The organism is Micromonospora sp. DT229 (assembly GCF_049844505.1).
GTDB lineage: Bacteria > Actinomycetota > Actinomycetes > Mycobacteriales > Micromonosporaceae > Micromonospora.
On sequence record NZ_JBNCLD010000005.1, the window covers coordinates 183,302 to 208,853 of the forward strand.

General features: G+C 71.1%; 20 protein-coding genes. 10 read left to right on the plus strand and 10 right to left on the minus strand.

Annotation, left to right across the window (positions count from 1 at the left end; translation table 11 throughout):
• Positions 1 to 89: 89 nt before the first annotated feature.
• Positions 90 to 983: an alpha/beta hydrolase family protein gene (locus tag ACLQ2T_RS10240; RefSeq protein ID WP_425765927.1), complete on the minus strand. Its 894-nt coding sequence runs from the start codon at positions 981 to 983 to the stop codon at positions 90 to 92.
• A 125-nt stretch (positions 984 to 1,108) separates the two neighbouring features.
• Here ACLQ2T_RS10240 and ACLQ2T_RS10245 point away from each other — a divergent pair, with 125 nt between their 5' ends.
• On the plus strand, positions 1,109 to 1,279 hold the full coding sequence (locus ACLQ2T_RS10245; RefSeq protein ID WP_425765745.1) for a hypothetical protein: 171 nt from the start codon (positions 1,109 to 1,111) through the stop codon (positions 1,277 to 1,279).
• Between the two features lie 79 nt (positions 1,280 to 1,358).
• On the opposite strand, the gene ACLQ2T_RS10250 is transcribed toward ACLQ2T_RS10245, so the two are convergent.
• Together ACLQ2T_RS10250 and pta are read right to left on the minus strand one after the other, a co-directional pair.
• On the minus strand, positions 1,359 to 2,474 hold the full coding sequence (locus ACLQ2T_RS10250; protein WP_425765746.1) for an acetate/propionate family kinase: 1,116 nt from the start codon (positions 2,472 to 2,474) through the stop codon (positions 1,359 to 1,361).
• Positions 2,471 to 4,561, minus strand: coding sequence for a phosphate acetyltransferase (gene pta / locus ACLQ2T_RS10255; protein WP_425765747.1), 2,091 nt, complete (start codon positions 4,559 to 4,561; stop codon positions 2,471 to 2,473). The genes ACLQ2T_RS10250 and pta overlap by 4 nt, the downstream gene beginning before the upstream one ends.
• A gap of 381 nt (positions 4,562 to 4,942) precedes the next feature.
• Between pta and ACLQ2T_RS10260 the strand changes: the two genes are divergently transcribed.
• On the plus strand, positions 4,943 to 5,593 hold the full coding sequence (locus ACLQ2T_RS10260) for a hypothetical protein (protein ID WP_425765748.1): 651 nt from the start codon (positions 4,943 to 4,945) through the stop codon (positions 5,591 to 5,593).
• Positions 5,586 to 7,823, plus strand: coding sequence for a bifunctional polysaccharide deacetylase/glycosyltransferase family 2 protein (locus tag ACLQ2T_RS10265; protein ID WP_425765749.1), 2,238 nt, complete (start codon positions 5,586 to 5,588; stop codon positions 7,821 to 7,823). Before ACLQ2T_RS10260 ends, ACLQ2T_RS10265 begins: the two co-directional genes overlap by 8 nt.
• Positions 7,824 to 8,113: 290 nt before the next feature.
• On the opposite strand, the gene ACLQ2T_RS10270 is transcribed toward ACLQ2T_RS10265, so the two are convergent.
• The 6 genes from ACLQ2T_RS10270 to ACLQ2T_RS10295 form a co-directional block, all read right to left on the minus strand.
• Positions 8,114 to 9,163, minus strand: coding sequence for a glycoside hydrolase family 6 protein (locus ACLQ2T_RS10270; RefSeq protein ID WP_425765750.1), 1,050 nt, complete (start codon positions 9,161 to 9,163; stop codon positions 8,114 to 8,116).
• Between the two features lie 5 nt (positions 9,164 to 9,168).
• On the minus strand, positions 9,169 to 9,348 hold the full coding sequence (locus tag ACLQ2T_RS10275) for a DUF6104 family protein (RefSeq protein ID WP_013735712.1): 180 nt from the start codon (positions 9,346 to 9,348) through the stop codon (positions 9,169 to 9,171).
• Between the two features lie 93 nt (positions 9,349 to 9,441).
• A complete protein-coding gene (locus ACLQ2T_RS10280; protein ID WP_425765751.1) occupies positions 9,442 to 13,209 on the minus strand; it encodes a multifunctional oxoglutarate decarboxylase/oxoglutarate dehydrogenase thiamine pyrophosphate-binding subunit/dihydrolipoyllysine-residue succinyltransferase subunit in 3,768 nt (1,255 codons plus the stop codon).
• Between the two features lie 271 nt (positions 13,210 to 13,480).
• Positions 13,481 to 14,296, minus strand: a complete 816-nt coding sequence (locus ACLQ2T_RS10285) for an ABC transporter permease (RefSeq protein WP_425765752.1) — start codon at positions 14,294 to 14,296, stop codon at positions 13,481 to 13,483.
• Positions 14,293 to 15,225, minus strand: a complete 933-nt coding sequence (locus ACLQ2T_RS10290; protein ID WP_425765753.1) for an ABC transporter ATP-binding protein — start codon at positions 15,223 to 15,225, stop codon at positions 14,293 to 14,295. Before ACLQ2T_RS10290 ends, ACLQ2T_RS10285 begins: the two co-directional genes overlap by 4 nt.
• A 190-nt stretch (positions 15,226 to 15,415) precedes the next feature.
• A complete protein-coding gene (locus tag ACLQ2T_RS10295) occupies positions 15,416 to 16,063 on the minus strand; it encodes a hypothetical protein (RefSeq protein ID WP_425765754.1) in 648 nt (215 codons plus the stop codon).
• Between the two features lie 163 nt (positions 16,064 to 16,226).
• Here ACLQ2T_RS10295 and ACLQ2T_RS10300 point away from each other — a divergent pair, with 163 nt between their 5' ends.
• The 4 genes from ACLQ2T_RS10300 (at position 16,227) to ACLQ2T_RS10315 (ending at position 21,626) form a co-directional block, all read left to right on the plus strand.
• Complete coding sequence (locus tag ACLQ2T_RS10300; protein ID WP_425765755.1) at positions 16,227 to 16,928, plus strand: response regulator transcription factor; 702 nt, start codon at positions 16,227 to 16,229, stop codon at positions 16,926 to 16,928.
• Complete coding sequence (locus ACLQ2T_RS10305; protein WP_425765756.1) at positions 16,925 to 18,478, plus strand: HAMP domain-containing sensor histidine kinase; 1,554 nt, start codon at positions 16,925 to 16,927, stop codon at positions 18,476 to 18,478. The genes ACLQ2T_RS10300 and ACLQ2T_RS10305 overlap by 4 nt, the downstream gene beginning before the upstream one ends.
• A 62-nt stretch (positions 18,479 to 18,540) precedes the next feature.
• Positions 18,541 to 20,205 (plus strand): trypsin-like peptidase domain-containing protein, encoded by a 1,665-nt coding sequence (locus tag ACLQ2T_RS10310; protein WP_425765757.1) that lies wholly within the window; start codon positions 18,541 to 18,543, stop codon positions 20,203 to 20,205.
• Between the two features lie 362 nt (positions 20,206 to 20,567).
• Positions 20,568 to 21,626 carry a glycosyltransferase family 4 protein gene (locus ACLQ2T_RS10315; protein WP_425765928.1) on the plus strand — a complete coding sequence of 353 codons (1,059 nt, stop codon included), beginning with the start codon at positions 20,568 to 20,570 and terminating at the stop codon, positions 21,624 to 21,626.
• A 16-nt stretch (positions 21,627 to 21,642) separates the two neighbouring features.
• Here the strand turns inward: ACLQ2T_RS10315 and ACLQ2T_RS10320 are convergent, their stop codons facing one another.
• Positions 21,643 to 23,217, minus strand: coding sequence for a serine/threonine-protein kinase (locus ACLQ2T_RS10320; RefSeq protein WP_425765758.1), 1,575 nt, complete (start codon positions 23,215 to 23,217; stop codon positions 21,643 to 21,645).
• A 135-nt stretch (positions 23,218 to 23,352) separates the two neighbouring features.
• Between ACLQ2T_RS10320 and ACLQ2T_RS10325 the strand changes: the two genes are divergently transcribed.
• From ACLQ2T_RS10325 to cutA, 3 genes are read left to right on the plus strand one after another with little or no spacing between them, the layout of a single operon-like run.
• A complete protein-coding gene (locus tag ACLQ2T_RS10325) occupies positions 23,353 to 24,183 on the plus strand; it encodes a patatin-like phospholipase family protein (RefSeq protein ID WP_425765759.1) in 831 nt (276 codons plus the stop codon).
• Positions 24,183 to 25,199 carry a 1-acyl-sn-glycerol-3-phosphate acyltransferase gene (locus ACLQ2T_RS10330; RefSeq protein ID WP_425765760.1) on the plus strand — a complete coding sequence of 339 codons (1,017 nt, stop codon included), beginning with the start codon at positions 24,183 to 24,185 and terminating at the stop codon, positions 25,197 to 25,199. The genes ACLQ2T_RS10325 and ACLQ2T_RS10330 overlap by 1 nt, the downstream gene beginning before the upstream one ends.
• 9 nt (positions 25,200 to 25,208) lie before the next feature.
• Positions 25,209 to 25,529 (plus strand): divalent-cation tolerance protein CutA, encoded by a 321-nt coding sequence (gene cutA / locus ACLQ2T_RS10335; protein WP_425765761.1) that lies wholly within the window; start codon positions 25,209 to 25,211, stop codon positions 25,527 to 25,529.
• Positions 25,530 to 25,552 lie beyond the last annotated feature (23 nt).

A 25,552-nucleotide genomic window follows, 5' to 3' on the forward strand; every position in this document is an offset into this window, starting at 1 on the left:
CGCCCCTGTTGATCATGAGGTTGGCGGCAGCCTGAAGATCGACAACTGCCGCCAACCTCATGATCAACAGGGCGATGAAGGGGTTGGGGTTAGGGAGGGGGGTGGGTTTCGAGGGTGGCGTGGGTGGGGGGATGGGCGTGGGTGGGTAGCCGGCGGGCGGCCTGCTGGTCGCCGTAGAGGGTCCAGCGGAGGAAGTCGGTGGTGGTGCCGAGGAACTGGGTGAAGCCGGGTCGGCCGGGGACCAGGTAGTCGCCGTGTCCCTGACCGAGCAGGCTGAGGAAGCTGGCCGGTCCGATCGTGCGGCGGTAGGCGGCCCGGCCGACGCTCAGGGGCACGACCGGGTCGGCGGTACCGTGCACGAACAGCATCGGCGCGGGTGGCTCGGCGAAACTCCCCGCCATCCCACCGCCGGCGATCACGATGCCGGCCCGCAGTCGGGCCGGGCGGCCACTGGTGAACATGCCCGAGGTGGTGAAGCCGCCCGCCGAGTGGCCCGCCGCCGCGATCCGCTGCACGTCGAGGTGGCCGGCCAGGGGATCGGCGGCCCGGCGGTCGAGCCGGACCAGGTGCCGGATCACCCGCCACCCGTCGGCAGGCTGATGGCGTACGTCGGCACGGGAGAACTCGGCAGCGCCCCGTCGGGTGTGGGGGTACGCCGGGGCGGCCACCACGAAACCGGCCGCCGCCCACCTGGTGGTCAGCCCGGCATGCAACTCCGGCAGGCTGGACAGACCATGGCTGTAGAGCACCACCGGGAATCGTCCCTCGGCGACCCGGGAGCCCTGGGTCGGGTACCACAGGGTCACCGGCAGCGGGCGGGCCGAGTCGGGGTCGAGCACGAAGGTCCGGACCCCGACGGCGTACTGCACCTGGGGTGCGGCCCTGGGCGGTGTGCCCCGCGCGGCCGGGCCGCCGGGTGCGGCGCAACCCGTCAGCCACACCAACAGCAGAGCCACCGTCGACGCGGCGAGCCGCCGCCTGATCCCCACGGCATCACGGTAGATCCGGCGATCACCCGCCCGGGTCCGGTTGCCCGGTGCTGTACCCGAGCCGTTCGGCCGATCGGCACGGGCCCATTCGACCGGGCCGGTTTCGCTAAGGTTCCGGCATGGCTGAGAACTACACCGACCCCAGCGGCAACACCCAGGCATTCCGGGCCTTCGCCGCCAACACCGCCGAGACACCGACCGAGTCGCCCTCCCGCACCGGACTGTTCGTCGGGGTGGCCCTGCTGGTGGTGCTGCTGATCGCCGTGGTCGGCTGGATCGCCCTCGGCTGACCCCGGCGGTCACGATCTGTCCCGGGGTCACGACCCCCGAACCAAGAGGCCACGACCCCTCGAACGGCGGCGCGACCTGTCAGGCGGCGCCGATCACCTCTCTGGCCTCCCGGGCGATCTCCAACTCCTCGTCGGTGCCGATCACACAGACCGCCACCTCCGCGCCCTCCGGTGAGATCAGCCGGTCGCCACTGCCCGCGTTACGTTCAGGGTCGACGGTGATGCCGAGCCGGGTCAGCCCGGTCAGAGCGGCGGCCCGTACCGGTGCGGCGTGTTCACCGACCCCGGCGGTGAAGGTGATCGCGTCCACCCGTCCCAGCAGGGCGTAGTACGCCCCGACGTATTCGGTGATCCGGCGGCAGTAGACGTCGAAGGCCAGGGCTGCCGCCGGGTCTCCCGCCGAGCGCCGGGCCAGCACCTCACGCATGTCGTTGACCCCGGCCAGGCCGAGCAGGCCGCTGCGATAGTTGAGCAGGTCGTCGATCTCGTCGACGCCCAGCCCGCCCTCTCGGCGCAGGTGGAACACGATGGTCGGGTCCAGGTCGCCGCTGCGGGTACCCATCACCAGGCCCTCCAGCGGGGACATGCCCATCGAGGTGGCGATGCTGCGTCCACCGGCGACCGCGCACGCGCTGGCCCCGTTACCCAGGTGCAGGCTGATCGTGTTGATCTCGGAGTACGGGCGGTCCAGCAGTTCGGCGGTGCGCCGGGACACGTACGCGTGCGAGGCGCCGTGGAAGCCGTACCGGCGTACGCCGTACCGCTGGGCGGTGTCCTGGTCGATCGCGTACGTGGCGGCGGAGTCGGGCAGGGTGTGGTGGAAGGCCGTGTCGAAGACGGCGACCTGCGGCACCTGCGGCAGGGCCTCCCGCGCCATCGTGATGCCGGCGAGGTTCGCCGGGTTGTGCAGGGGGGCCAGCGGCACCAGATCGGCGATGGCGGCCAGCACCGCGTCGTCCACCAGCACCGGAGCGCTGAATCGTCGACCGCCGTGCACCACCCGGTGCCCGATGACGGTGAGCCCGCTCAGGTCCAGCTCGGCCAGGATCTGCCGGACCGCCGCGCCGTGGTCGGGTGGGCCACCGTCTGGTTCGCCGACCCGCTCGACCGTGCCCTTGCTGAGGACCCGTTCCCCCTCGTACAGCCGGTATTTGACCGACGACGACCCGCAGTTGAGCACCAGGACCTTGCTCACGACGCCGCCCCGTCGCCGGTCAGCGCGGCGGCCTGGATGGCGGTGATCGCCACGGTGTTGACGATGTCCGGCACGGTAGCCCCTCGGGAGAGATCGTTGACCGGTCGGCGTAGACCCTGCATGACCGGCCCGACGGCGACCGCCCCGGCCGAGCGCTGCACCGCCTTGTAGGTGTTGTTGCCGGTGTTGAGGTCGGGAAAGATGAACACGGTGGCCCGACCGGCGACCGTGCTGTCGGGCAGCTTCGTCGCCGCCACGGCCGGGTCGATCGCGGCGTCGTACTGGATCGGCCCCTCCACGGCCAGGTCGGGTCGGCGTCCGCGGACCAGCGCGGTGGCTGCCGCTACCTTCTCCACGTCCGCTCCCGCCCCGGAACTGCCGGTCGAGTACGACAGCATGGCCACCCGGGGTTCGATTCCGAACCGGGCCGCCGTGTCGGCCGAGGAGATCGCGATGTCGGCCAGCTGGGCGGCGTCGGGATCGCGGTTGACCGCGCAGTCGCCGTAGACCAGCACCCGGTCGGCGAGCAGCATGAAGAAGACGCTGGAGGCGACGGAGACCTCCGGCATGGTCTTCACGATCTCGAACGCCGGCCGGATGGTCGCCGCCGTGGTGTGGGTGGTTCCGGAGACCATGCCGTCGGCGTAGCCGGCCCACACCATCATGGTGCCGAAGTAGTTCGGCTGGGCCACGATGTCGTACGCCAGCTCGGTGGTCACCCCCCGATGGGCCCGCAGCTTCGCGTACGCCTCGGCGAACTCGTCCCGCCACTGGCTGGTGCTCGGATCCACCACCCGGGCCGCGCCGACGTCCACGCCCAGCTCGCGGGCCCGGCGGGCGACCTCCTCGGGGCGGCCCAGCAGGGTCAGGTCGGCCACCCCCCGGCGCAGCAGGATCTCCGTGGCGCGCAGGATGCGTTCCTCGGTCCCCTCCGGCAGGACCACCTGCCGGCGGCGGCTGCGAGCCCGGTCGATCAGGTCGTACTCGAACATCAGCGGGGTGACCCGGGTGGAGCGACTGACCCGCAGCCGCCCGGCCAACTCGGTCGTGTCCACGTACGCCTCGAAGGCGCCCAGGGCGGCCTCGACCTTGCGCGGGTTGGCGGCGCTGGGTCGGCCCTCGATGCGGCTGGAGGCGGACACGGTGTGGTAGCTGTCGGTGGGCACGGAGAGCACCGCCAAGCGGGCGTTGAGCGCCTCGACCAGCTGCATCGCCCGGGGATCGGGCGCCACCCCGAGGGTGAGCACCAGCCCGGCCAGGGACACCTGACCGGCCACGTGCGCCGCGCTCGCGGCCACCAGCAGGTCGTCCCGGTCACCCGGCATGATCAGCAGGGCACCCTCGGTCAGGTGCTCCAGCACGGTGGGCACGTGTGCCGCCCCGACCACGTAGTCGAGCACGTCGCGGGCGAGGGCGGTCTCGTCGCCGGCCAGCAGGGTGGCGCCGAGCGCCGCCGCCACCTCGGCCACCGTCGGCGCGGAGACGCTCGGCACCTCGGGAATCGCGTACGCGGGGACCGGCAGGCGGGGCAGTTGCATGTCGCCCGGGACCCGGTTGGCGAGTACGGCCAGCACCGTCCCGCCGAGGTCGACCACGTCGTGGTACGCCCCCCGGCTGGCCGCGGTGATCGCCGCCGGCTGCTGCCCCAGCCCGTCGACCACCGGCACCACGACACTGCCGAACTCCGTGGCCAGCCGGGTGTTGAAGGCCAGCTCGCGGGGGCCGGCACCGTCACCGGCGTCGGCGAAGTCGCTACCCACCACGACCATGGCGGGGAACCGTCGTTCCACCTCCCGGTAGCGTTCGACGATCCGGGTGATCAGTTCTTCCCGCCGACCGTCCGCGACGAGGGCGGTCGCCTCGGCGTAGCTGGTGCCGCACAGGTCGGCCACCGGCAGTCCGACCCGGTACCGCTCGCTGAGCAGGGCGAGGATCGGGTCGGGTCGGTCCGGCCTGACCAGCGGACGGAACACGCCGATCTGGCCGACCTGTCGGGACAACAACTCGGCCAGGCCGAGGGCGATGGTCGACTTTCCCCCGCCCGAGCCGACACTTGTCAGGTAAACGCTCCGGGCCACGGAACTCACGCTACAAGATCGAGGTGCCTCCCGCCCGGGTCCTGCTACCCGGGCATCCGGGCCCTACGCCGCTGTTGCACCGCCCAGGTGCCGGGCGGGTCGGTGTGCCACTGACCGGATCGGTATTTCTGGCCGCCCTGTCGACGGCGGAAATCGGTCCGGAGGGCGCTCAGCGTCATCTACCTGATCATCACTGGGCCGTTCGACCAGCCTGAACGGCTGTCAGGGCAGGTGGAGGCGGCGGTACGGGCATCAGACGGAGCCTGTCAGTGATCCTGCTGTCACGATTCGTGAGTAGTCGACAAGGTGATCATCGTCCCGGTGCACCACATGCTGTGGCGCCGGTGCCGGACGCGATCCGAGGAAGGCTCACTCCTAAACTGCCGAATCATGACTGGGGACCGGCAGAACGGTGCCGGGCGCGGCAGAGACCAGCGCGCGGTGGACGCTCCCACGGTCGTCCAGCAACCCCGGGGAAGAGCCCGGATCCTCCGGCCACCGGCGGACCCGCCGACCGTGGTCATCGTGCGGGCGGACAGCCCGACCAGCGTGATCGAGGCGGTTCCGACCACCCCTCCGGTCTTCGTCGATCCCAGCGGCCGTCGCCGCTCCCGGTTGCGGTGGATCGCGTACGGCCTGGGACTGGCCGGGGCGCTGTACACCGGACTGGTCGCGGCGAGCTTCCTCGGCGGGCCGGTCAAGTCCGAGAAGGTGCTGCCCTTCGTGGAGCCGAGCAGCCAGGAGCAGCCCTGGCAGCCACCACCGGCGCCCTCGTTGCCGGTCGCCGTGGCGCCCTCGTCGGCCGCACCGACCCGCTCGGCGGCGCCGCTGGCCACCTCGGTCGAGGTCCGCGTCTCGGCCAGCCCTTCGCCTACCGCGGCCGACGTGCCCAGCGACCCGACCTCGACACCCACCAGACCCCGCCCGACCCGGAGCACCCCGGTCCTTCCCGAACCCAGCACGGAACCGCCGTCCGCCGACCCGTCGCCGGTGACCAACCCGCCGGCCAGCCCGGACACCAACCCGCCAGTCGATGGCTGAGCCGCGTTCGCGGCGGCACCGTCGGCCCGGGCTGGGCCGCCGCGTCGTGCCGCCACCAAGCTGGACCCTGCTCGGCGTACTGGGCGCGGTCCTGACCGCCGTGCTCTTCGTCGCGGCGTACGCCAACGCCTCCTTCGCCCCGGACCGTGGCGAGGACGAGCACGAGCAGATCGCGAGCCAGCCCGTCCGGCAGCGAGAGGTGCCCACCTCGGTGGTCACCGGCGGCCCGATCATCAGCATCAGCGGCGGCCACACCCGGTCCTACCGGCTGCCACCCCGGACCATCGCCCTCACCTTCGACGACGGCCCGGACCCGATCTGGACCCCCGCCGTGACGCGGGTGCTGAACGAACACCAGGTGCCCGGCACCTTCTTCGTGGTCGGGTCACAGGTGGCCCGCTATCCGAAACAGGTCCAGGAACTGGTCGCCGGTGGCCATGAGCTGGGCGTCCACACCTTCACCCACCCGGATCTGGCCGCCCTGCCCGACTGGCGACGACAACTGGAGTACACCCAGACCCAGTTGGCGGTGGCGAGTGCCGCCGGGGTACGCAGTTCACTGATCCGATTCCCGTACTCCTCCTTTCCCGAGGCCATCGGCGACGACGACTGGCCGGTCTTCACCCACGCCGGTGACCTGGACTACCTCAGCGTGCTCAACGACACCGACAGTCGGGACTGGGCCCGCCCCGGAGTGGACGAGATCATCGCCAACGCCACTCCGACCGGGTACGCGGGCGTGGTCACCCTCTGGCACGACGCGGGGGGTGAGCGGTCCCAGACCGTGGCCGCCCTGGACCGGTTCATTCCGATGATGAAGGAACGCGGCTACCGGTTCGTGACGGTGACCGAAGGGCTGAACCTGGCCCTCGCCGAGGCCGGCATCGCGCACCGGGCCCAGGTCAACCCGCCGGCCGGGTCGGGGGAGCGCTGGCGCGGTCGGATGCTGACCTGGGCGGTGCAGGGGGCCGACTGGACCCTGGGCCTGCTCGGCTGGCTCTTCATCGGGGTGGGCGTACTCACCGTGGGGCGCACCGTCCTGCTGTTCGTGCTCGCCGGCCGGCACGCCCGGCGCCGACGCGCCAAGGACTGGGCGTGGGGGCCGCCGGTGACCGAGCCGGTGTCGGTGATCGTGCCCGCCTACAACGAGAAGGAGGGGATCGCCGCCGCGGTCCGCTCACTCGCCGGTGGGGACCATCCGGGCGGGATCGAGGTGATCGTCGTCGACGACGGCTCCACCGACGGGACGGCGGAGATCGCCGAGTCCCTCGGCCTGCCCAACGTGCGGGTGGTCCGCAAACCCAACGGTGGCAAGCCGAGCGCCCTGAACACCGGCGTGGCCCTGGCCCGTAACGAGCTGATCGTGATGGTCGACGGGGACACCATCTTCGAGCGGGACGCCCTCCGCCGGCTGGTGCAGCCCTTCGCGGACCCGCAGGTCGGCGCGGTCGCCGGCAACGTCAAGGTGGGCAACCGGGATAGCCTGATCGCCAAGTGGCAGCACATCGAGTACGTCATCGGGTTCAACCTCGACCGCCGGCTCTACGAGTCGCTGCGCTGCATGTCCACCGTGCCGGGGGCGATCGGCGCGTTCCGGCGCGAGGCGTTGACCTACGCCGGTGGGATGACCGACGACACCCTGGCCGAGGACACCGACATCACCATGGCGATCGGCCGGGCCGGCTGGAAGGTGGTGTACGAGGAGACGGCGCGGGCGTGGACGGAAGCGCCCACCACCCTGGGCCAACTGTGGAAGCAGCGGTACCGCTGGAGCTACGGGACCATGCAGGCGATGTGGAAGCACCGCCGGTCACTGCTGGACAGCGGCGCCTCGGGCCGGTTCACCCGCCGCTGCCTGCTCTTCCTCAGCCTGTTCGGGGTACTCCTACCGCTGCTGGCACCAGTGATCGACCTGCTGGCCCTCTACGGCCTGTTCTTCCTGGACCGGACCACGACGGTGATCGCCTGGCTGGGCATGCTCGGCTTGCAACTGGTGACCGCGGTGGTGGCGTTCCGGCTGGACCGGGAGAAACTGGGCGTGCTGTGGGTGCTGCCGTTGCAGCAGTTCGCCTACCGGCAGTTGATGTACCTGGTCATGATCCAGTCGGTGGTCACCGCCCTCACCGGGGGGCGCCTGGGCTGGCAGAAGCTACGCCGCACCGGCCTGAGTCCCAGCCCACCCACCGCCCCGCCCATGGCCCCGCCCCGGCTGCCGGCCCGGCCACGTTGACCGCTGCCGCCCGGCAGCCTCACCCGGAGTCGATGCGCCCGGCGGTCCTGTGCCCGGAGTCGGTGCGCTCGGAGACGCTGCGCGCGGAGCCTGAGGCCCGCCGGGTCGGCTCAGCCGGGGCGGGGACCACCTCACTGCCCCCTTTGCTCTGCTTCACCCCACGCAAAGGTCGGCGACCGAAACCGGTGCGTGGGTTGAAGCAGAGCAAAGGGGCCTGGTGGTAGTCCCGTCCGGGACTCGTCGGCGGGCGGTGGGTCCGCGCGGGTTCGCTGGCGGGGCGGCGGGGTGGTTCAGTCTGGGATGAGGGAGATGGCGTACTCGGGCCAGAACTTGCCGCTGGCGGGCTCGCCGGGACGGCAGTCGCCGTCGGACTCGCCGGGGTACTTGATCCAGAGGAGGGCGTCCACCCGAGGCAGGCCGGGCTGCGCCGTCGGATCCTCTCCGACCGCCCGGCCGGGCGGGTTGCACCAACTCGGTGCCCCCTCGACCTTGGCTGCCGGATGTGGGCCGTTGCCGTTGCGGCTGGTGTCGATCACGAACCGGGTCTCGCCGCCGAGGGCGTCGGAGATCCGGTGGCCGTAGGTCACGTTGCTCTCGGTCCGCTCGAAGTTGGCCACGTTGAGGGCGAAGCCGTCGGCCTCCTCGACTCCGGCACGCCGCAGCCCTGCCGCCAAAGCCTCGACGTCGGCGATCCAGCCGGGGTGGCCCGCGTCGAGGTAGACCCGGGCCGTGCCGGTGCTGGCCAGCACCGCGACCGCGTCACGGAGCAGGGCGAGCCGGCCTTCGACGTCGCGTACGCAGCCGGCCACCGCATCGGGCAACGCACCCGGTTCGACGATCACGATGACCGGGCGGCCGGCGATGCCGGCGGCGACCTCGCGGATCCAGGACTGGTACTCGGCTCCGGTGCGGGCACCGCCCTCGCCCTGGCGGCCACAGTCGCGCTGCGGCACATTGTGCACCACGAGGATCGGGGTCTGACCGGCGATCGCGGCCTGCCCCAGGAAGGCGTCCACCACGTCGCGGGCCGGGCCGCCGGTCAACCACTTCGCGGTCGGTCGGCTGCCGATCGCCCGCAACGCCTCGGCCTCGGCCGTACGGCCGCGCGACGCCTGACGCCGGGCCGCAGCCTCGGCCGGGTTGTTCGGATCGACGAAGAACACCGACGGTGCGGGCGGCAGGGCGGACCCGACCACCTCGGGCGGTACGGGCTGCGGGGTGGGCTGGTCGCTGCATCCGCCCAGCAGCAGTGCCAGGGCCACCCCGGCCGCCGCCACGCCACCGCGCCGTGGGCCGGTGGCCCGAGGGCTGGCCGAGCGGCCCGCCGGGGAGGTACGCACCGCGATCAGTCGTCGTCTTCGTCGTCGAGGCGGGCCAGCCAGGTGGCGAAACGTTCGATCGGCGTCTCGAACTCCGGGTTCAGGTCGACGAAGTCCCGCAGCCGCTCACCCAGCCACTCCAGGCTCACCTGCTCCTCGCCCCGTCGTTCGACCAGTTCCTCGATGCCCCGGTCGGTGAAGTACATCCGCCTACTCGCTTCCTCACCGGAGTCGTACCGGTGAAAACCGGCCGGTCCCGTCCCACCCGAGGGTGGGACGGGACCGGGATGGGTCTGTCGTCAGGGTCGGGGCAGTGCCGCCTCGATGAGCGCGACCTGCTCGACCTCGTGCATCTTCGCCGAGCCGACGGCCGGGGCGGCGGCGGCCGGACGGGAGATGCGGCGCAGTCGCACCCCGTCGAGGTGCTCCAGCAGGTTGAGCGCCACGAACGACCAGGCGCCCTGGTTGGCCGGCTCCTCCTGCACCCAGGCGAAGTCCTCGGCGTTGGGGTACTTGGCCAGCGCGGCCCGGATCTCCTCCACCGGCATGGGGTAGAGCTGCTCCAGACGGATGATCGCGGTGTCGGTGACCCCGCGCTCCTGCCGGGCCTGGAACAGGTCGTAGTAGACCTTGCCCGAGCAGAGCAGCACCCGCTTGACCTGCTCCGGGGCCGGAGCAGCCTGGTCGGCGAGCACCGGGGCGAAGGTGCCGGTGGTGAAGTCCGCCACCGAGGAGACACAGAGCTTGTGCCGCAGCAGCGACTTCGGCGTGAACACCACGAGCGGCTTGCGCTTGGGCGACAACGCCTGACGCCGCAGCAGGTGGAAGTAGTTCGCCGGGGTGGTCGGGATGGCCACCCGCATGTTGTCCTCCGCGCAGAGCTGGAGGAACCGCTCCGGGCGACCGGAGGTGTGGTCCGGGCCCTGTCCCTCGTGGCCGTGCGGCAGCAGCAGGGTCACCGCTGAGCGCTGACCCCACTTCACCTCACCGGAGGAGATGAACTCGTCGATCACCGACTGCGCGCCGTTGACGAAGTCGCCGAACTGAGCCTCCCAGCAGACCAGCGCGTCGAGGTTCTCCACCGAGTAGCCGTACTCGAAGCCCATCGCGGCGTACTCGGACAGCAGCGAGTCGTGCACGAAGAACCGGGACCGCTCGCCGCCACCGGTGAGCGACTGCAACGGCAGGTAGTCGTCTCCGGTCCGGCCGTCGACGATCGAGGCGTGCCGCTGCACGAAGGTGCCGCGACGCGAGTCCTGCCCGGCGAGCCGGACGGTGATCCCGTCGTGCAGCAGCGAACCGAAGGCGATGATCTCGCCGAAGCCCCAGTCGATGTTGCCCTCGACGGCCATCTTGGCGCGCCGGTCGAGCAGCTGCTGGATCCGCTTGTGCGGGGTGAAGCCTTCGGGCAGGTTGACGTGTGCCTCGCCGATGGCCTTGACCACAGACGTGTCGGTGGCCGTGTCCACCTGCGGCTCCGGCTCGTCCTGGCGGGGCGGCCGGCTGAGCTGGCGCGGGGCGGTGGCCGCGTCACGGGTGGCCTTGAAGACCCGCTCCAGCTGGGCCTGGTAGTCGCGCAGCAACTCCTCCGCGTCCTCCACGGTGATGTCACCGCGGCCGATCAGCTCCTCGGTGTAGAGCTTGCGGACGGAACGCTTCGAGTCGATGATCTTGTACATCTGGGGGTTGGACATCGAGGGGTCGTCGCCCTCGTTGTGCCCGCGCCGCCGGTAGCAGACCATGTCGATCACGACATCCTTGTTGAAGGTCTGCCGGTACTCGAAGGCCAGCCGGGCCACCCGGACCACGGCCTCGGGGTCGTCGCCGTTGACGTGGAAGATCGGCGCCTGGATCATCCGGGCCACGTCGGTGCTGTAGAGGCTGGAGCGGCTGTACTCCGGGGCGGTGGTGAAGCCGACCTGGTTGTTGACCACCACGTGCACGGTGCCACCGGTGCGGTAGCCGCGCAGCTGGGAGAGGTTGAGGGTCTCGGCCACCACACCCTGACCGGCGAAGGCGGCGTCACCGTGCACCGCCAGCGGCAACACGGTGTAGCCCTCCAGCTTGAGGTCTATCCGGTCCTGCTTGGCCCGGACGATGCCCTCCAGCACCGGGTCCACCGCCTCCAGGTGCGACGGGTTCGCCACCACCGAGACCTTGACGGAGTGGTCGCCGTCCGGGGTGGTGAACTTGCCGTTCTGGCCGAGGTGGTACTTCACGTCGCCGGAGCCCTGGGTGGAACGCGGGTCCAGGTGGCCCTCGAACTCCGAGAAGATCTTCTCGTACGGCTTGCCGACGATGTTGGCCAGCACGTTGAGTCGACCCCGGTGGGCCATGCCGATGACGACCTCGTCCAGGTCGTTCTCGGCGGCGGACTCCAGGATCTCGCCGAGCAGCGGGATCAGGGACTCGCCGCCCTCCAGCGAGAAGCGCTTCTGGCCGACGTACTTGGTCTGGAGGAAGGTCTCGAAGGCCTCCGCCGCGTTGAGCCGGTTGAGCACGTGCTTCTGCTCGTCGGTCGACGGCTTCTCGTACTTGCGCTCGACCCGTTCCTGGATCCAGCGGCGCTCGGCCGGGTCCTGGATGTGCATGTACTCGATGCCGACCCGTCGACAGTACGAGTCGCGCAGCACCCCGAGGATCTCCCGCAGCCGCATCCGCTGCTTGCCGGCGAAGCCGTTGACCGGGAAGGTGCGGTCCAGGTCCCACAGGGTCAGCCCGTGCTGGAGCACGTCCAGATCCGGGTGCTTGCGGATCTTGAACTCCAGCGGGTCGGTGTCGGCCATCAGGTGGCCGCGGACCCGGTAGGAGTGGATCAGCTCGTGCACCCGGGCGGTCTTGTTGATCTGGCCTTCGCTGTCGACCGCGACGTCGCGCACCCAGCGCACCGGCTCGTACGGGATGCGCAGCGAGGTGAAGATCTGGTCGTAGAAGCCGTGCTCGCCGAGCAGCAGCTCGTGCATGACCTTGAGGAATTCGCCGGACTGCGCGCCCTGGATGATCCGGTGGTCATAGGTGCTGGTCAAGGTGATGACCTTGCTGACCGCCAGCTCGGCCAGGGTGGCCTCGCTCATGCCCTGGTACGGCGCCGGGTACTCCATCGCGCCGACCCCGATGATCGCGCTCTGCCCCTGCATCAGGCGGGGCATCGAGTGCACCGTGCCGATGCCGCCCGGGTTGGTCAGCGAGATGGTGGTGCCGGAGTAGTCGTCCATGGTCAGTTCGTTGCGCCGGGCGCGCCGGACGACGTCCTCGTACGCCTGCCAGAACTGCCGGAAGTCCATCTGCTCGCAGCCCTTGATGGAGGGGACCACCAGGTTGCGGCTGCCGTCCGGCTTGGCCAGGTCGATCGCGATGCCCAGGTTGACGTGCTCCGGGCGGACCATGGTCGGCTTACCGTCGACCTGGGCGTACGAGTTGTTCATCTCCGGGTGCGCCACCAGCGCCCGGACCAGGGCGTACCCGACCAGGTGGGTGAAGCTGACCTTGCCACCCCGGCCCCGGGCCAGGTGGTTGTTGATCACGATCCGGTTGTCCACCAGCAGCTTCGCCGGGACGGCACGCACGCTGGTCGCGGTGGGCACGGCCAGCGAGGCGTCCATGTTCTGGACGATCTTGGCGGCGACACCGCGCAACGGGGTGTTCTGCGGGCCGGTGGCGGTCGGGGCGGTCTTCGCCGACGTGGCCTTGGCCGGGGCCTTCGCGGCCTCGGTCCTGGCGGGCTGGGCCTTCGCGGCCGGAGCCTTGGCCGGCTCGGTCTTGGCCTTCTCCGGAGCCGCCGCGGCGCGCGGTGCGGTCTTGTCAGCGGCCTCGGTCTTGGCGGCCGGCGCGCTCTTGGCCGGGGCTGATGCCTTGCTGGCCGGCTCGGGGGTGCTGGTCTTCGACCGGTCGGCGCTCTCGCCGTCGGTCGCGCCCGGCCCGGGGCGGTAGTCGGCGAAGAAGTCGTGCCAGGCCGGGTCGACGCTGCCGGGGTCGGCGAGGTAGCGCTGATACATCTCCTCGACGACCCACTCGTTCGGGCCGAAACCCGCCAGTGGGTTCTCCTGCGAAGTCTGCTGGGTCGACACGGCCGGTAATCGCCTCTTTCACGCGGGTTTGTGTGTCACGCGGGGTTCGTCCGCGCCGTGACCGGCGCAGAGAACGGATCCCAGGCTACGCCGTGCCGATCGCCAAGGCATTTCCGCCTCCGCAGCGTGGTCCGATTCACAGATGATGTTAGAAGTTCAGTACCGTCCGCGTGTCCAGTTGCTACCGGTAGCCACCCGATGGGCCCGGTGCCCGGCTGTTCGCCGGGCACCGGGCCCATCGTGCAGCGGATGACCTACGCCACCCCGCGATTCAGGAGATGTCGCGCCGACGGGTGAGCAGCAGCCCGACCAGGCCGCTGACCACCGCGTACCCGACGAGCACCAGCGCACCCACCCACCAGGGCGGCAGCATCTCGTTCTCACCTGGGGTGATCATGATCTGGGAGGCGGCAGCCGGCCAGATCACCTGCCACTTGAGCACGGCCATGCTGTCCAGCCAGCTCGACAGCAGCAGGAAGAGCACCCCGACGACCTGGGTGCCGATCAGGTAGAGCACCGAGGCGGTGATCACCGCACCGAGCTGGTTGGTGATCAGGGTGCCGATGCCGACGCCGAGCACGGTCCAGATGGCGTACGCCATCAGGTTGAGCAGCAAGGCCCGCTGGACCTCCCACTCGCCGAGCAGGGCGCCGTGGTCGTTCAGGGTCAGGAAGGCTGCTCCCGCACCGAGGTCGATCACCGTGGTGACCAGCCAGAACGCGAACCCGAGCAGGCTCGCCGCGATCAGCTTGCTGACGATCACCGCGGTGCGCCGCGGGGTGGCCAGGAAGGTGGTGGTCGCGGTCTGGTGGAAGAACTCGTTGGTGACCATCAGGATGCCGATCAGCATCACGAACATCAGGCCCAGGTACTGCCCGGAGGTGTAGAGGTTCGCCGCCTGGGCCGGGGCGGAGGCGGCGTCACCGGTGACCCCGAGTTCCTCGCCGCCGCCGGTGACCGTCGAGTGGAACAGCCAGGCGTTGAGCGGGAAGGCCATCGCGATCGACAGGAACGCCCCGATGGCCAGCCACCACCAGGTGCTGGTCGTACGGATCTTCAGCAGTTCGGAGCGGACCAGGTTGCTCATCGAATGCCCGCCTTTCCAGCCGTCAGCTCCAGGAACACGCGTTCCAGGTCGGGTCGTTCGGTGGTCAGCTCGTGCAGTTCGACACCGGCGGTCAGCGCCGCCCGGCCCACCGTCGGGGCGTCCACCCCGCCGATCAGCAGCGCGCCGTGCTCGTCGGTCTGCACCGTGGCCGGCCCCTCGGCCAGGGCCCTGGTCAGCGCCTCCGCCTGCGGGGTGCGGACCCGGACCCGGACGCTCTGCGCCATCGAACCGATCACCTGCTCGACCGGACCCTGCCGGACCAGTTGACCCGCCGCGATGATCACCACGTCGTCGGCCAGCAGCTGCATCTCCGACAGCAGGTGGCTGGAGACCAGCACGGTACGGCCCTCGGCGGCCAGCCCCTTGAGGAACCCGCGCATCCACCGGATGCCCTCCGGGTCCAACCCGTTGGCCGGCTCGTCGAGGATCAGCACCCGCGGGTTGCCGAGCATCGCGGCGGCGATGCCGAGGCGCTGCTTCATGCCGAGTGAGTAGCCCTTGAACTTGCGCTTCGCCGCCGGAGTCAGGCCGACCAGGGCCAGTGCCTCGTCGGCCCGCTGCGGCGGCAGCCCGGCCGCCGCGCAGATCACCCGCAGGTGGTTGATCCCGGTGCGGCCCTTGTGCGCGCTGGACGCCTCCAGCACCGCGCCGACGTGCCGCAGCGGCTCGGAAAGCTCCGGGTACCGGCGTCCGCCGATGGTCGCCGTGCCGGCGGTCGGGGTCACCAGGTTCAGCAGCATGCGCAGCGTAGTGGTCTTGCCCGCGCCGTTGGGGCCGAGGAAGCCGGTGACCCGGCCGGGCTGGACCGTGAACGACAAATTGTTCACTGCGAGTACGTTGCGGTACTGCTTGGTCAGGCCGGATACCACGATCTGCGCGTCATTGGGGCGTGACTGCCCGTCGGACATCATTCTCCTCCCGTGGCGCCGGGAAGCGCCGTTGCACAGCGTGACGGTAACTGTCAACCAAATCAATCGGGCGCGCTCCGGAGATCGTTGTCCGCCCCAGGCAGGAGGCGTCTCCTCCCCAGGCAGGAGGCGTCTCCTCCCCAGGCAGGAGGCGTCTCCTCCCCAGGTACGAGGCGATCGACGATCGTGACTACCGGGCGATCCAGGTGGCCCGGGCCCGGCCCAGCAGTTCACCCTCCGGTCCGTACAGGCTGGTACGCACCATCGCCTTACGCCCCACGGCTTCCACCACCGCCCCGGTGATCACACACTCGTCCCCGGGCCGGGGCAGGGCCTCGATGTGGGCCGCGATCCGGCCCAGCAGGTACGGTCGACCGGCCTCGATCACCGCCCAGCCTCCCGGGCAGTCCAGCGCGGCCCAGACAGTGGCGACACTCACCTGCGCGGGCACCTGGAAGGGGGCGGCCGTCCGCCCGTCCGGCAACCGCCCGGGAAAGATCCGGAGCCCGTCCGGCCGCTGCGGCCCGCAGACATAGCAGCCGGGAAAGGGGTGATCGGTCAGGCCGGGGTACGCCGCCGCGGCGGCACGGGCGGTCGCCGGGTCGACCGGCGGCACCGGGTCCTCCAGATCCTCCGCGGTACGGAGTTCGGCGATCACCTCCCCGTCCGGATCGCGTACCTGGTCACCGGCCAGGGTCAGCGGGGTGTCCAGGGGTGGCGGCCTACGCAGGGTCACCTCGGTCGGCCCTCCGCCGCCGTACGCCTTTGCGAAGACCCCCGCACTCCAACCGCCGTTGCCCGAGCCGGGCGGTCCGTTGAACCGGGACTCGATGATCATGGTTTACCTCCCGCCGTACCGGCCCGTTCGCCGGCCGTCCCGGCAGCCTCGCACGGCCCCGTCCGATGGGTGCCCGCCGGTCGACCGAGGGGCCGTACGGGTCCACAGGTTTTTTTCAGGTACCGCCCAGCGCAGGCGCAGCGATGGCGCGGATGATGGCGACATGGCGGCTACCCAGACCGAGGCCCGACTGCTCGTCGTCGAGGACGACCCCAACATCCTCGAACTGCTCTCCGCGAGCCTGCGCTTCGCGGGTTTCGACGTGGCCACCGCCACCAGCGGCAGTGCTGCCCTCAACGCGGCCCGCGAGCACCGGCCCGACCTGGTGGTGCTGGACGTGATGCTGCCGGATCTGGACGGCTTCGAGGTGATCCGGATGATGCGCGAGGGCGGCACCCGTACGCCGGTGGTCTTCCTCACCGCCCGGGACGCCACCGACGACAAGATCCGTGGCCTGACCCTGGGCGGGGACGACTACGTCACCAAGCCGTTCAGCCTGGAGGAGTTGACCGCCCGGATCCGCGCGGTGCTGCGCCGCACCAGCACCGGTGAGCAGGCGCCGGCCCGGCTCACCTTCGCCGACCTGGAACTGGACGAGGAGACCCACGAGGTCTACCGGGCCGGTCAGCGGGTCCAGCTCTCGCCGACCGAGTTCAAGCTGCTGCGTTACCTGATGCTCAACGCCAACCGGGTGCTGTCGAAGGCCCAGATCCTCGACCATGTGTGGAACTACGACTTCCGGGGTGACGACAACATCGTCGAGTCGTACATCTCGTACCTGCGGCGCAAGGTCGACACCACCGAGCCCCGGCTGATCCACACCCTGCGGGGGGTCGGCTACGTGCTGCGCAAGCCGGCGGCGTGAACCCGCTCCAGCAGGGCAAGAGCCGGCTGCGCGCGGTACCGCTGCGGGTCAAGCTGGTCGCGGCCGTGCTCACCCTGGTCGCCGCCGCACTGCTGGTGATCAGCTCGTTGACCACCTTCTTCCTGCGCAGCTACCTGGTCGGCGAGGTGGACGCGGAACTGGCGATCCAGGCGCGCAGCATTGAGCAGGTGGTGGCCCTGGAACGGCCCAGCGCGCCGTTTCCCACCGACTACCTGCTGGCGACGACCGACGCCAGGACCGGGAAAGCCGACTGGATCTTCTTCGACGACTGGCGGTTCAGCAGCGCCGACATGCCCCTTTTCCCCGAGGACGCGGCGGGATTCGACCGGCTGGCCGGCGCGCCACGCACTGCCCGAGCTCAGGGCAGCGAGGTGCGCTGGCGGGTCGTCTACACCCAACTGCCCAACGGGCAACGGGCCGCCATCGGCCAGCACCTCATCGACGTCGACCGGGCGGTCACCCGGTTGGTCTGGACAGACGTCATGGTCGGTGGGGCGGTGTTGATCCTGCTCGCCTCGATCGGCGCGGCGATCGTCCGGACCAGCCTGAAACCCCTTGTGGAGATCGAGCGCACCGCCGCGGCCATCGCCGGGGGGGACCTCAGCCGTCGGGTGCCCGACCCGGAGCACGGGCAGCCCTGCCCCACCTCCGAACTGGGCCGGCTCTCCCGGGCGCTGAACGCGATGCTAAGCCAGATCGAGATGGCCTTCACCGCCCGTGCCGCCTCGGAGAGCGCCGCCCGCTCCGCCGAGGCCGCGGCCCGGGACGCGGCCGAGGCGGCCCGTGCCTCCGAGGCCCGGTCCCGCCGCTCGGAGGAACGGATGCGGCAGTTCGTCGCGGACGCCTCCCACGAGTTGCGTACCCCGCTGACCACCATCCGGGGGTTCGCCGAGCTGTACCGGCAGGGCGCCGCACGCGCCCCCGAGCAGACCGCCGACCTGCTGCGCCGCATCGAGGACGAGGCCGCCCGGATGGGGCTGCTGGTGGAGGACCTGCTGCTGCTGGCCCGGCTGGACCGTGAGCGCCCGCTCTCCCTGGCCCCGGTGGAGCTGCCCGTACTGGCCGCCGACTCGGTGGCGGCCGCCCGGGCGATGGCCCCGGACCGGCGGATCGAGCTGGAGATCGCCTCCGGCTCAGGGACACTGGTGGTACGCGGCGACGACGCGCGGCTGCGGCAGGTGATCGGCAACCTGATGACCAACGCGCTACGGCACACCCCGCCGGAGGCCGCAGTGACGTTGCGACTACGGGCCGAACCGGGCAATCTTGCGGTGATCGAGGTGGCCGACACCGGCCCGGGACTCACCCCCGATCAGGCGGAGCGGGTCTTCGAACGCTTCTACCGGGCGGACGCCTCGCGGACCCGCCGGGTGGGCGGACAGACCGGCACCGGCCTGGGCCTGGCCATCGTCGCCGCACTGGTGACGGTGCACCAGGGCACCGTGGAGGTGACCGACACCCCCGGCGGGGGTGCTACCTTCCGGGTCCGGCTGCCGCTGGCTCAGGACATCGACGGGGAGTCCGAGTGACTTTCAGCGAACCTTCAGGCCAGCCTAAGGCGGGATGCAGAGCGATGGGAGAAGGTGGGGACATGACCGAGCACGAGTCCGACCCGCGCCGGCCGGCCAACACCGACGCCGAGCCGTCGCACCCCGAGCTGCCCCGCGCCGAATACGCGCGGTCCGACTCCCCATCCGCTGCGCCGGCCGGCACCGGCGCCGACTCCGGCGGCGAGGCACCGACCATCCCGGTCCGGGCCGTCGAGACCTCGGGCCCCGGTGGCCAGGACGCCGAGCCGACCATGGTGGGCCTGCCGGTGGCCGGTTCGCCTCCGCCCCCGCACTCCGGCCCGCCCACGTACTCCGGCCCGCCCGCCCCGCAGGCTCCCGGCCAGCAGCCGCAGGTTCCGGGCCAGCCCTCGCAGACTCCCGGCCAGCCGCAGACCCCGGGCCAGCAGCCGCAGGGTCCCGGCCAGCAGCAGTGGGGTCCGGCCGGTCCGCAGCAGTACCAGCCCGGGACGCGTTATCCCGCCGGGCCCTGGTATCCGAACCAGTCCGGTTGGGCCGCCCAGACCCAGCAGAGCCCCTCCGGCGGATACCCCGGCTACCAATCCGGACAACCGGGTACCCCTGGCTACCAGCCGGGACAACCGGGTACCCCTGGCTACCCCGGCCAACAGCCGCCGTGGGCGGCGCCGCAGTCCAGCGGGCCGCGTCCGGGCCGGATCGCCAAGTTCGTCGGTGCCGGTGTCGCGGTGTTCGCGCTGATGCTCGGCAGCGGTGTGGCCGGTGGAACCCTGGCCCTGGCGCTCAGTGACGGCGGTTCGATCACCCGTACCTTCTCCGCCGCCCCCGTGATCGACGGGGCCGATCTGCCGCGCATCGCCGCCTCCGTGCAGGACAGCGTGGTGTCGATCAGCACCGGCAGCGGCGAAGGCTCCGGGGTGATCCTCACCGCCGACGGCTACGTGCTGACCAACAACCACGTGATCGCCGGGGGCGGTGACACCGTACGGGTGATCTTCGCCAACGGCACCAACGCCGATGCGCAGATCATCGGCACCGATCCCAGGACCGACCTGGCGGTGGTGAAGGCCAACGGGGTGAGCGACCTCAAGGCGGCCACCTTCGGCGACAGCGACGCCATGCAGGTCGGTGACCAGGTGCTGGCCCTGGGTAGTCCGCTGGGCCTCCAGGGCTCGGTGACCGCCGGCATCCTCAGCGCCCGGGACCGCACCATCCAGGCCGGCAGCGGTGAGCGGTTGCCCGGTCAGGCGGTCAGCTCGATCTCCGGGCTGCTCCAGACCGATGCCCCGATCAACCCCGGCAACTCCGGTGGGGCCCTGGTCAACACCCGTGGCGAGGTGATCGGCATCAACACCGCGATCGCCACCGCCGGGCAGGGCAACACCGGCAACATCGGTGTCGGTTTCGCCATCCCGAGCAACAAGGCCAAGGACATCGCGGACAAGCTCCAGCGACGTGAGAAGATCAGTCATCCGTCGCTCGGAGTGAGCGTGACCGGCACCACCGAAGGCGGAGCGCTCATCAACGCTGTCGCACCCGGCAGTGCGGCCGAGCGGGCCGGGTTGGAACGCGGCGACGTGATCATCCGGTTCGGTGACAAGGTGATCAACGACTCGAACGACCTGGTCGGTGCGGTACAGGCCGGCAAGGTCGGTGATCAGGTCGAGGTGACCTTCCAGCGAAATGGTGCCGAGTCGACGGCAACCGTGACGCTCGCAGAAGCGTCATAGTCAAAGACCTGCCTCCATACCGGGCGGCGGGTGGCGTGGCCAAGGGGGTTGGTCGCGGCACCCGCCGCCCATCTTCGTCTCTCACCCGAACCGGATGAGCCCGGCTCACCCCGGCCCCCGGCAGCCTCGGTGGAGCAGACCGCGAGAGACCTGGGGGTGCCATGACCCACACCGTCACCCGGACCCGCCGGTGGGCGGCGGTCCGGGGCGCACCAGCCGTGTCCGGTTTGCCGGTGCCCGGATTCGGGAAACCGGCCCGACCCGGCCCCGCGCAGTAGGGCGGACCGGGTCGACCCACAGACCGACGGGGAGGACTCGTGGCCCACAACCACGCTGCGGGCGTACGCCAGCTGCGGATCGCGATGGTGGTGCCGCCCTGGCTGTCGGTGCCGCCGCCCGGCTACGGCGGGTTGGAGCAGGTGGTGGCCAGCCTGGTGGACGCGCTGGTCGATCGGGGCCACGCGGTGACGTTGATGGGCGCCGGTGACGGACACGGCACCAGTGGCGATTTCCTGGCCACCCTGGACGAGTTGCAGTACGACCGGCTGGGTGAATCCCTGCCCGAGTTGGCCCACCTGGCCCGGGTGAACCACCTGATCAGCCCGGCCGACTTCGACCTGGTCCACGACCACAGCACCATCGGCCCCCTGGTCGCCGGTCGGCGCGAAGTGCCCACCCTGGCCACCGTGCACGGCAACCCGGTGGGGGAGTACGGCACCGTGCTCAGTGACACCGACCGGGGGGTGGGTCTGGTGGCCATCTCGCACGCCCAACGTCGGCTGAACCCCCGCCTGCCCTGGGTCGGCACGGTGCACAACGCGATGGAGGTCGGCAACTTCCCGCGCAAGCGAGAACCCGGTCACGGGCCGGTGCTGTGGCTGGCCCGGTTCAGCCCGGACAAGGGACCGGAGTTGGCCATCGAGGCGTGCCGGGCGGCGGGACTGCCGCTGGTGCTGGCCGGCAAGTGCAGCGAACCCGCCGAGCAGCGTTACTACCGTGAGGTCGTCACCCCGCTGCTGGGCCCGGACGTCACCGTCATTCTCGACGCCGACCGGGAGGCCGTGCTGCACCTGCTGGTGCAGGCCCGGTGCCTCATCATGCCGATCCAGTGGGAGGAGCCGTTCGGCATAGTGATGCTGGAGGCGATGGCCACCGGCACCCCGGTGGTGGCCCTGCATCGGGGAGCGGTGCCGGAACTGGTCCGGCCCGGTGTGACCGGACTGATCTGCCGGCGCCCCGAGGAGTTGCCGGCGGCCCTGCGCGAAGCCCCACACCTGGATCCGGCCGACTGCGTGGCGCATGTCGCGCGGACCTTCTCCGTCGAGCGGATGGCCGCCGGGTACGAGGAGGTGTACCAGCGCTTTCTGGTGGCGGCCCCTCGGTCGGCGATCCAGGAACCGGCCCGAATCACCCCGAACTGACCGACGCCGCCCCGGGTCAGACCTGGGCGGCGCTCAGCGCCGTGATCGCCTCCTCCAGTTGCCGCGCGTACGCCGGGCTCAGCCCTTCCTCCCGGAGTCGGGTGGACACCTTCTCGCGCAGCCGCGCGACGCCGGGACCCAGCTCTCCCTCGCCGAGACTGACCGCGCGGGTCAGGTTGCGCAGTTCGTTGCGCAGGTCCAGGCCGACGTCCTCCCGGATGCCACCGTCGGCCAGCCCCGCTCCGATGATGTCCTCCAGCCGGTTCGCCGCCTCCACCAGGGTGTCCCGGGTCGTCGGCGCGGCCGAGGGAGCCACGGTCGGCGGGGGTGCGGGGGTGGGACTTGACGGCGGGGCGACCGGCGGCTGTGGGCTGGGACTCTCCGTGGCCGGTGTGGTCGGCTCGGCCGATCCGGTCGGCCTGTTGGTCGGCAGGGCGGTGGGGGGATCGGGGTCGTCCGGCCACAGCGCCGGCGCCACCAGGGCCGCCCCGACGAGCAGCACCAGCACCGCGAGCACCGGAACCAGCCACGACCGGCGCCGGTCGGCGGTGTCGGTCGGCCCGCCGCCGGGTCCATTCGGGGGGCCGACCGGTGCGGTCCCGGCAGCGGTCGACTGCGGTACCGCCTCCACCTGAGCCGTGACCGACCCCGGCGCGCCGGCCGGGGCCCCGGCGTACGCGGCCCCGGCGGTCACCGGTACCCCGACCGCGGGCAGGGCGACCGTAGGGGCGCGCATCGTCTGCGTCTGGGGGTCGGCGGGCAGCATCTGCTCCCGCAGCACGGTGGCCACCTGACGGGCGGTGGGCCGGTCGGTCGGCTCCCGGGACAGGCAGCGCAGGCAGATGTCGACCACCGCCGGCGGCAACCCGGGTACCTCGGTGAGGGTGGGTGGCGGGCGTTCGGCCAGGGCTACGGTGAGTTCCTCCCAGGTCTCCGCCGGGTACGGCACCCGACCGGTCAACGCCTCGTGCAGCAGTACGCCCAGGGAGTAGACATCGGTGGCCGGCTGGGCCGGGGCCCCGTCGAGTCGCTCCGGGGCGACATAGGCCGGGGTGCCGAAGGTGGCGCCGTCCTCGTCGTCGTCCGGGGCCCCGATGCGGGTCGCGATGCCGAAGTCGAGCACCTTGGCCCCGACCTGGGTCATCATCACGTTGGCCGTGGTGACGTCCCGGTGCACGATGCCGAGCCGGTGCGCGGCGGCGAGGGCGTCGGCGATTTGTGCGGCGATCTCGACCGCCTCCGGCCACGGCAGCGGACCCTCGATGAGGCGGAACTCCAGTTCCTCGCCGGAGAGCAGTTCCATCACCACGAAGGAGGTGATGGTGCCGTCCGGTGACACGGTCTCGCCGTAGTCGTGGACCGAGGTCACATGTGGATGGACCAGTTGTGCGGCGGCCCGGGCCTCCTCCCGCACCATGTCGCGGAACCGGGCGTCGGCGGCCAGGGAGGGGGCGAGCACCTTCAGCGCCACCACCCGGTCGAGGACCTCGTCGTGGGCTCGCCAGATGACCGACATGCCGCCGGCACCGATCTGGTCGATCAGCCGGTAACGGGTGGCCAGCAACCGGCCGGGCTGCAGTGCCGGCTTCACGTTTTGCACCTGCCTCATCGCTGGGAGCGGTATCAGGTTGCGCGAATGTTCCCGCCCTGTCAACGGGCATGGATCGGCACCGGGTGCCGTACCAGGGTGAATGGGTTGCGGCGCGGGCGTGCCAGGATGAAGGGCATGGGGCGGGGACCGGTGGCGTTCGTGCTCGGCGGCGGGGGAGTGCTCGGCGCGGTCGAGGTGGGCATGTTGCGTGCGCTGTTCCGGGCGCGGATCCGCCCGGACCTGGTGCTGGGCACCTCGATCGGGGCGGTCAACGGTGCCCTGGTGGCCGCCGACCCGTCCGAGGCGGTCACCGACCGGCTGGTCCGGCTCTGGGCCTCACCGGAGGCCAGTGAAGTGTACGGCGACTCGGTGGCCCGGCAGTTGCGTCGCTTCGCGGCCCGTACCCACCTGCACTCGCCCCGACCGCTGCGCAAGCTGCTGGAGAGCGAGCTGGGTGCGGAGACCACCTTCGCCGACCTGAAGATCCCCTTCCGCTGCTGCGCGGCGAACATCGAGCGGGCCGCCGAGCACTGGTTCGTCAGTGGTCTGGTGGTGCCGGCCGTGCTCGCCTCAGCCTCCGTACCGGGGCTGCTGCCGCCGGCCCGCATCGGTGACCAGCACTATGTCGATGGTGGAATCGTCAACTCGATCCCGATCGGCGAGGCGGTCGCGGCGGGCGCCACCCGCATCTTCGTACTCCAGGTGGGCCGGATCGAGCGGGCCCTGACCCCGCCCCGGCGACCCTGGGAGATCGCCCAGGTGGCGTTCGAGATCGCCCGCCGACACCGGTTCGCCCGGGAGATGGCCGCCCTGCCCGAGGGGGTGGAGGTGCATGTGCTGCCGACCGGCGGCCTGGAACCGCGCGACGACACTCCCTGGGCCTACCGGGACATGGCGGCGGTGGGCCGGCGGATCAGTCGCGCCTACGCGGCCTCGCGGCACTACCTGGCGAACCTGGACCGCTGATGCCGCTTCCGCCCAGGTGGCTGCGTCGGTTGGTGCTGGCGCCCGGCCTGGTGCTGCTGGCCGTGCTGCTGGTGGTCACGGTGCCCTTCTGGGCGCTGCTGGCGCTGGTCGCCTCGCCGTTCGTACCCGGGCGGTTGCGTCCGCTGCGACTGCTCTGGCTCGGTCTGCTCTACCTGCTCTGGGACGCGGCCGCGCTGATCTGCCTGTTCGCCCTCTGGGTGGCCGCCGGGTTCGGTGCCCGGGTGCACACCCCGGCCTTCCAGCGTGCCCACTACGTGTTGGCGGGCTGGTTCCTGCGGGTGTTCTTCTGGCAGGCCCGGTGGACGCTGCGGCTGAACATCGAGGTGGTCGGCACCGACCCGGACACCGCCCTGCCGGGCCGTCCCGAGCTGGTGGTCAGTCGGCACGCCGGGCCGGGTGACTCGTTCATCCTGATCCATGCCCTGGTTAACTGGTTCCAGCGGGAGCCACGGATCGTCCTCAAGGACAGCCTCCAGTGGGATCCGGCGATCGACGTGCTGCTCAACCGGCTGCCGAGTCGCTTCATCGCACCCGGCCGCGACGGTCAGGGGTCGGTCAGCGAGCAGATCGGGCACCTGGCGACCGGACTGGACGACGACGACGCCTTCGTGATCTTTCCCGAGGGCGGTAACTTCACCCCCAGACGCCGGGTGCGGGCCATCGAGCGGCTGCGGGACCTGGGGCACCATCGGATGGCGCGTAAGGCGGAGGCCATGCGGCACGTACTCGCCCCGCAGCCCGGTGGACTGCTGGCGGCACTGGACGCTGCCCCGGACGCCGGGGTGATCTTCGTGGCGCACACCGGCCTGGACAAGATGCTGACGGTCGCCGACGTGTGGCGGGAACTGCCGATGGACAAGCAACTGCTGATGCGGTTCTGGTCGGTGCCGCCGGAGGAGATCCCCACCGAGCGGCAACAACGCATCGACTGGCTGTACGACTGGTGGAGTCGAATTGACGAGTGGGTCGCCGCGAACCGCGACGGTGCCGCGTAGGGTTCGTGAATGGACCAGATCAGCGTGGTGACGACCGTGGTCGACGCGCGTTCGGTCGCGGACCTGTTGGCCGCCGCCGCCGTGGCCGGACGGCTGGCGGCCTGCGCGCAGGTGGGCGGCCAGGTGGAGAGCACCTACTGGTGGCGGGGCGGGGTGGAGACGAGCACCGAATGGTCGGTGCAGTTCAAGACCGCGCCGGACCGGGCGGGCGCCCTGGTGGAGCAGATCCGGGCAAGTCATCCGTACGAGGTGCCGGAGATTCTGGTCAGTCAGGTGGACTGCGGCAACCCCGAGTACGCCGTCTGGGTGTTCGAGCACACCCGCCCCTGAGTACCTGGGCTCTGGTGCACCCG

Bases quoted from the DNA above. Each gene is read 5' to 3' on its own strand.
- ACLQ2T_RS10310 (WP_425765757.1), top strand. From the start codon at position 18,541: ATGACCGAGCACGAGTCCGACCCGCGCCGGCCGGCCAACACCGACGCC.
- ACLQ2T_RS10260 (WP_425765748.1), top strand. From the start codon at position 4,943: ATGACTGGGGACCGGCAGAACGGTGCCGGGCGCGGCAGAGACCAGCGC.
- ACLQ2T_RS10315 (WP_425765928.1), top strand. From the start codon at position 20,568: ATGGTGGTGCCGCCCTGGCTGTCGGTGCCGCCGCCCGGCTACGGCGGG.
- ACLQ2T_RS10295 (WP_425765754.1), bottom strand. From the start codon at position 16,063: ATGATCATCGAGTCCCGGTTCAACGGACCGCCCGGCTCGGGCAACGGC.
- cutA (WP_425765761.1), top strand. From the start codon at position 25,209: ATGGACCAGATCAGCGTGGTGACGACCGTGGTCGACGCGCGTTCGGTC.
- ACLQ2T_RS10275 (WP_013735712.1), bottom strand. From the start codon at position 9,348: ATGTACTTCACCGACCGGGGCATCGAGGAACTGGTCGAACGACGGGGC.
- ACLQ2T_RS10285 (WP_425765752.1), bottom strand. From the start codon at position 14,296: ATGAGCAACCTGGTCCGCTCCGAACTGCTGAAGATCCGTACGACCAGC.
- ACLQ2T_RS10245 (WP_425765745.1), top strand. From the start codon at position 1,109: ATGGCTGAGAACTACACCGACCCCAGCGGCAACACCCAGGCATTCCGG.
- ACLQ2T_RS10330 (WP_425765760.1), top strand. From the start codon at position 24,183: ATGCCGCTTCCGCCCAGGTGGCTGCGTCGGTTGGTGCTGGCGCCCGGC.
- ACLQ2T_RS10325 (WP_425765759.1), top strand. From the start codon at position 23,353: ATGGGGCGGGGACCGGTGGCGTTCGTGCTCGGCGGCGGGGGAGTGCTC.
- ACLQ2T_RS10300 (WP_425765755.1), top strand. From the start codon at position 16,227: ATGGCGGCTACCCAGACCGAGGCCCGACTGCTCGTCGTCGAGGACGAC.
- ACLQ2T_RS10265 (WP_425765749.1), top strand. From the start codon at position 5,586: ATGGCTGAGCCGCGTTCGCGGCGGCACCGTCGGCCCGGGCTGGGCCGC.
- ACLQ2T_RS10290 (WP_425765753.1), bottom strand. From the start codon at position 15,225: ATGTCCGACGGGCAGTCACGCCCCAATGACGCGCAGATCGTGGTATCC.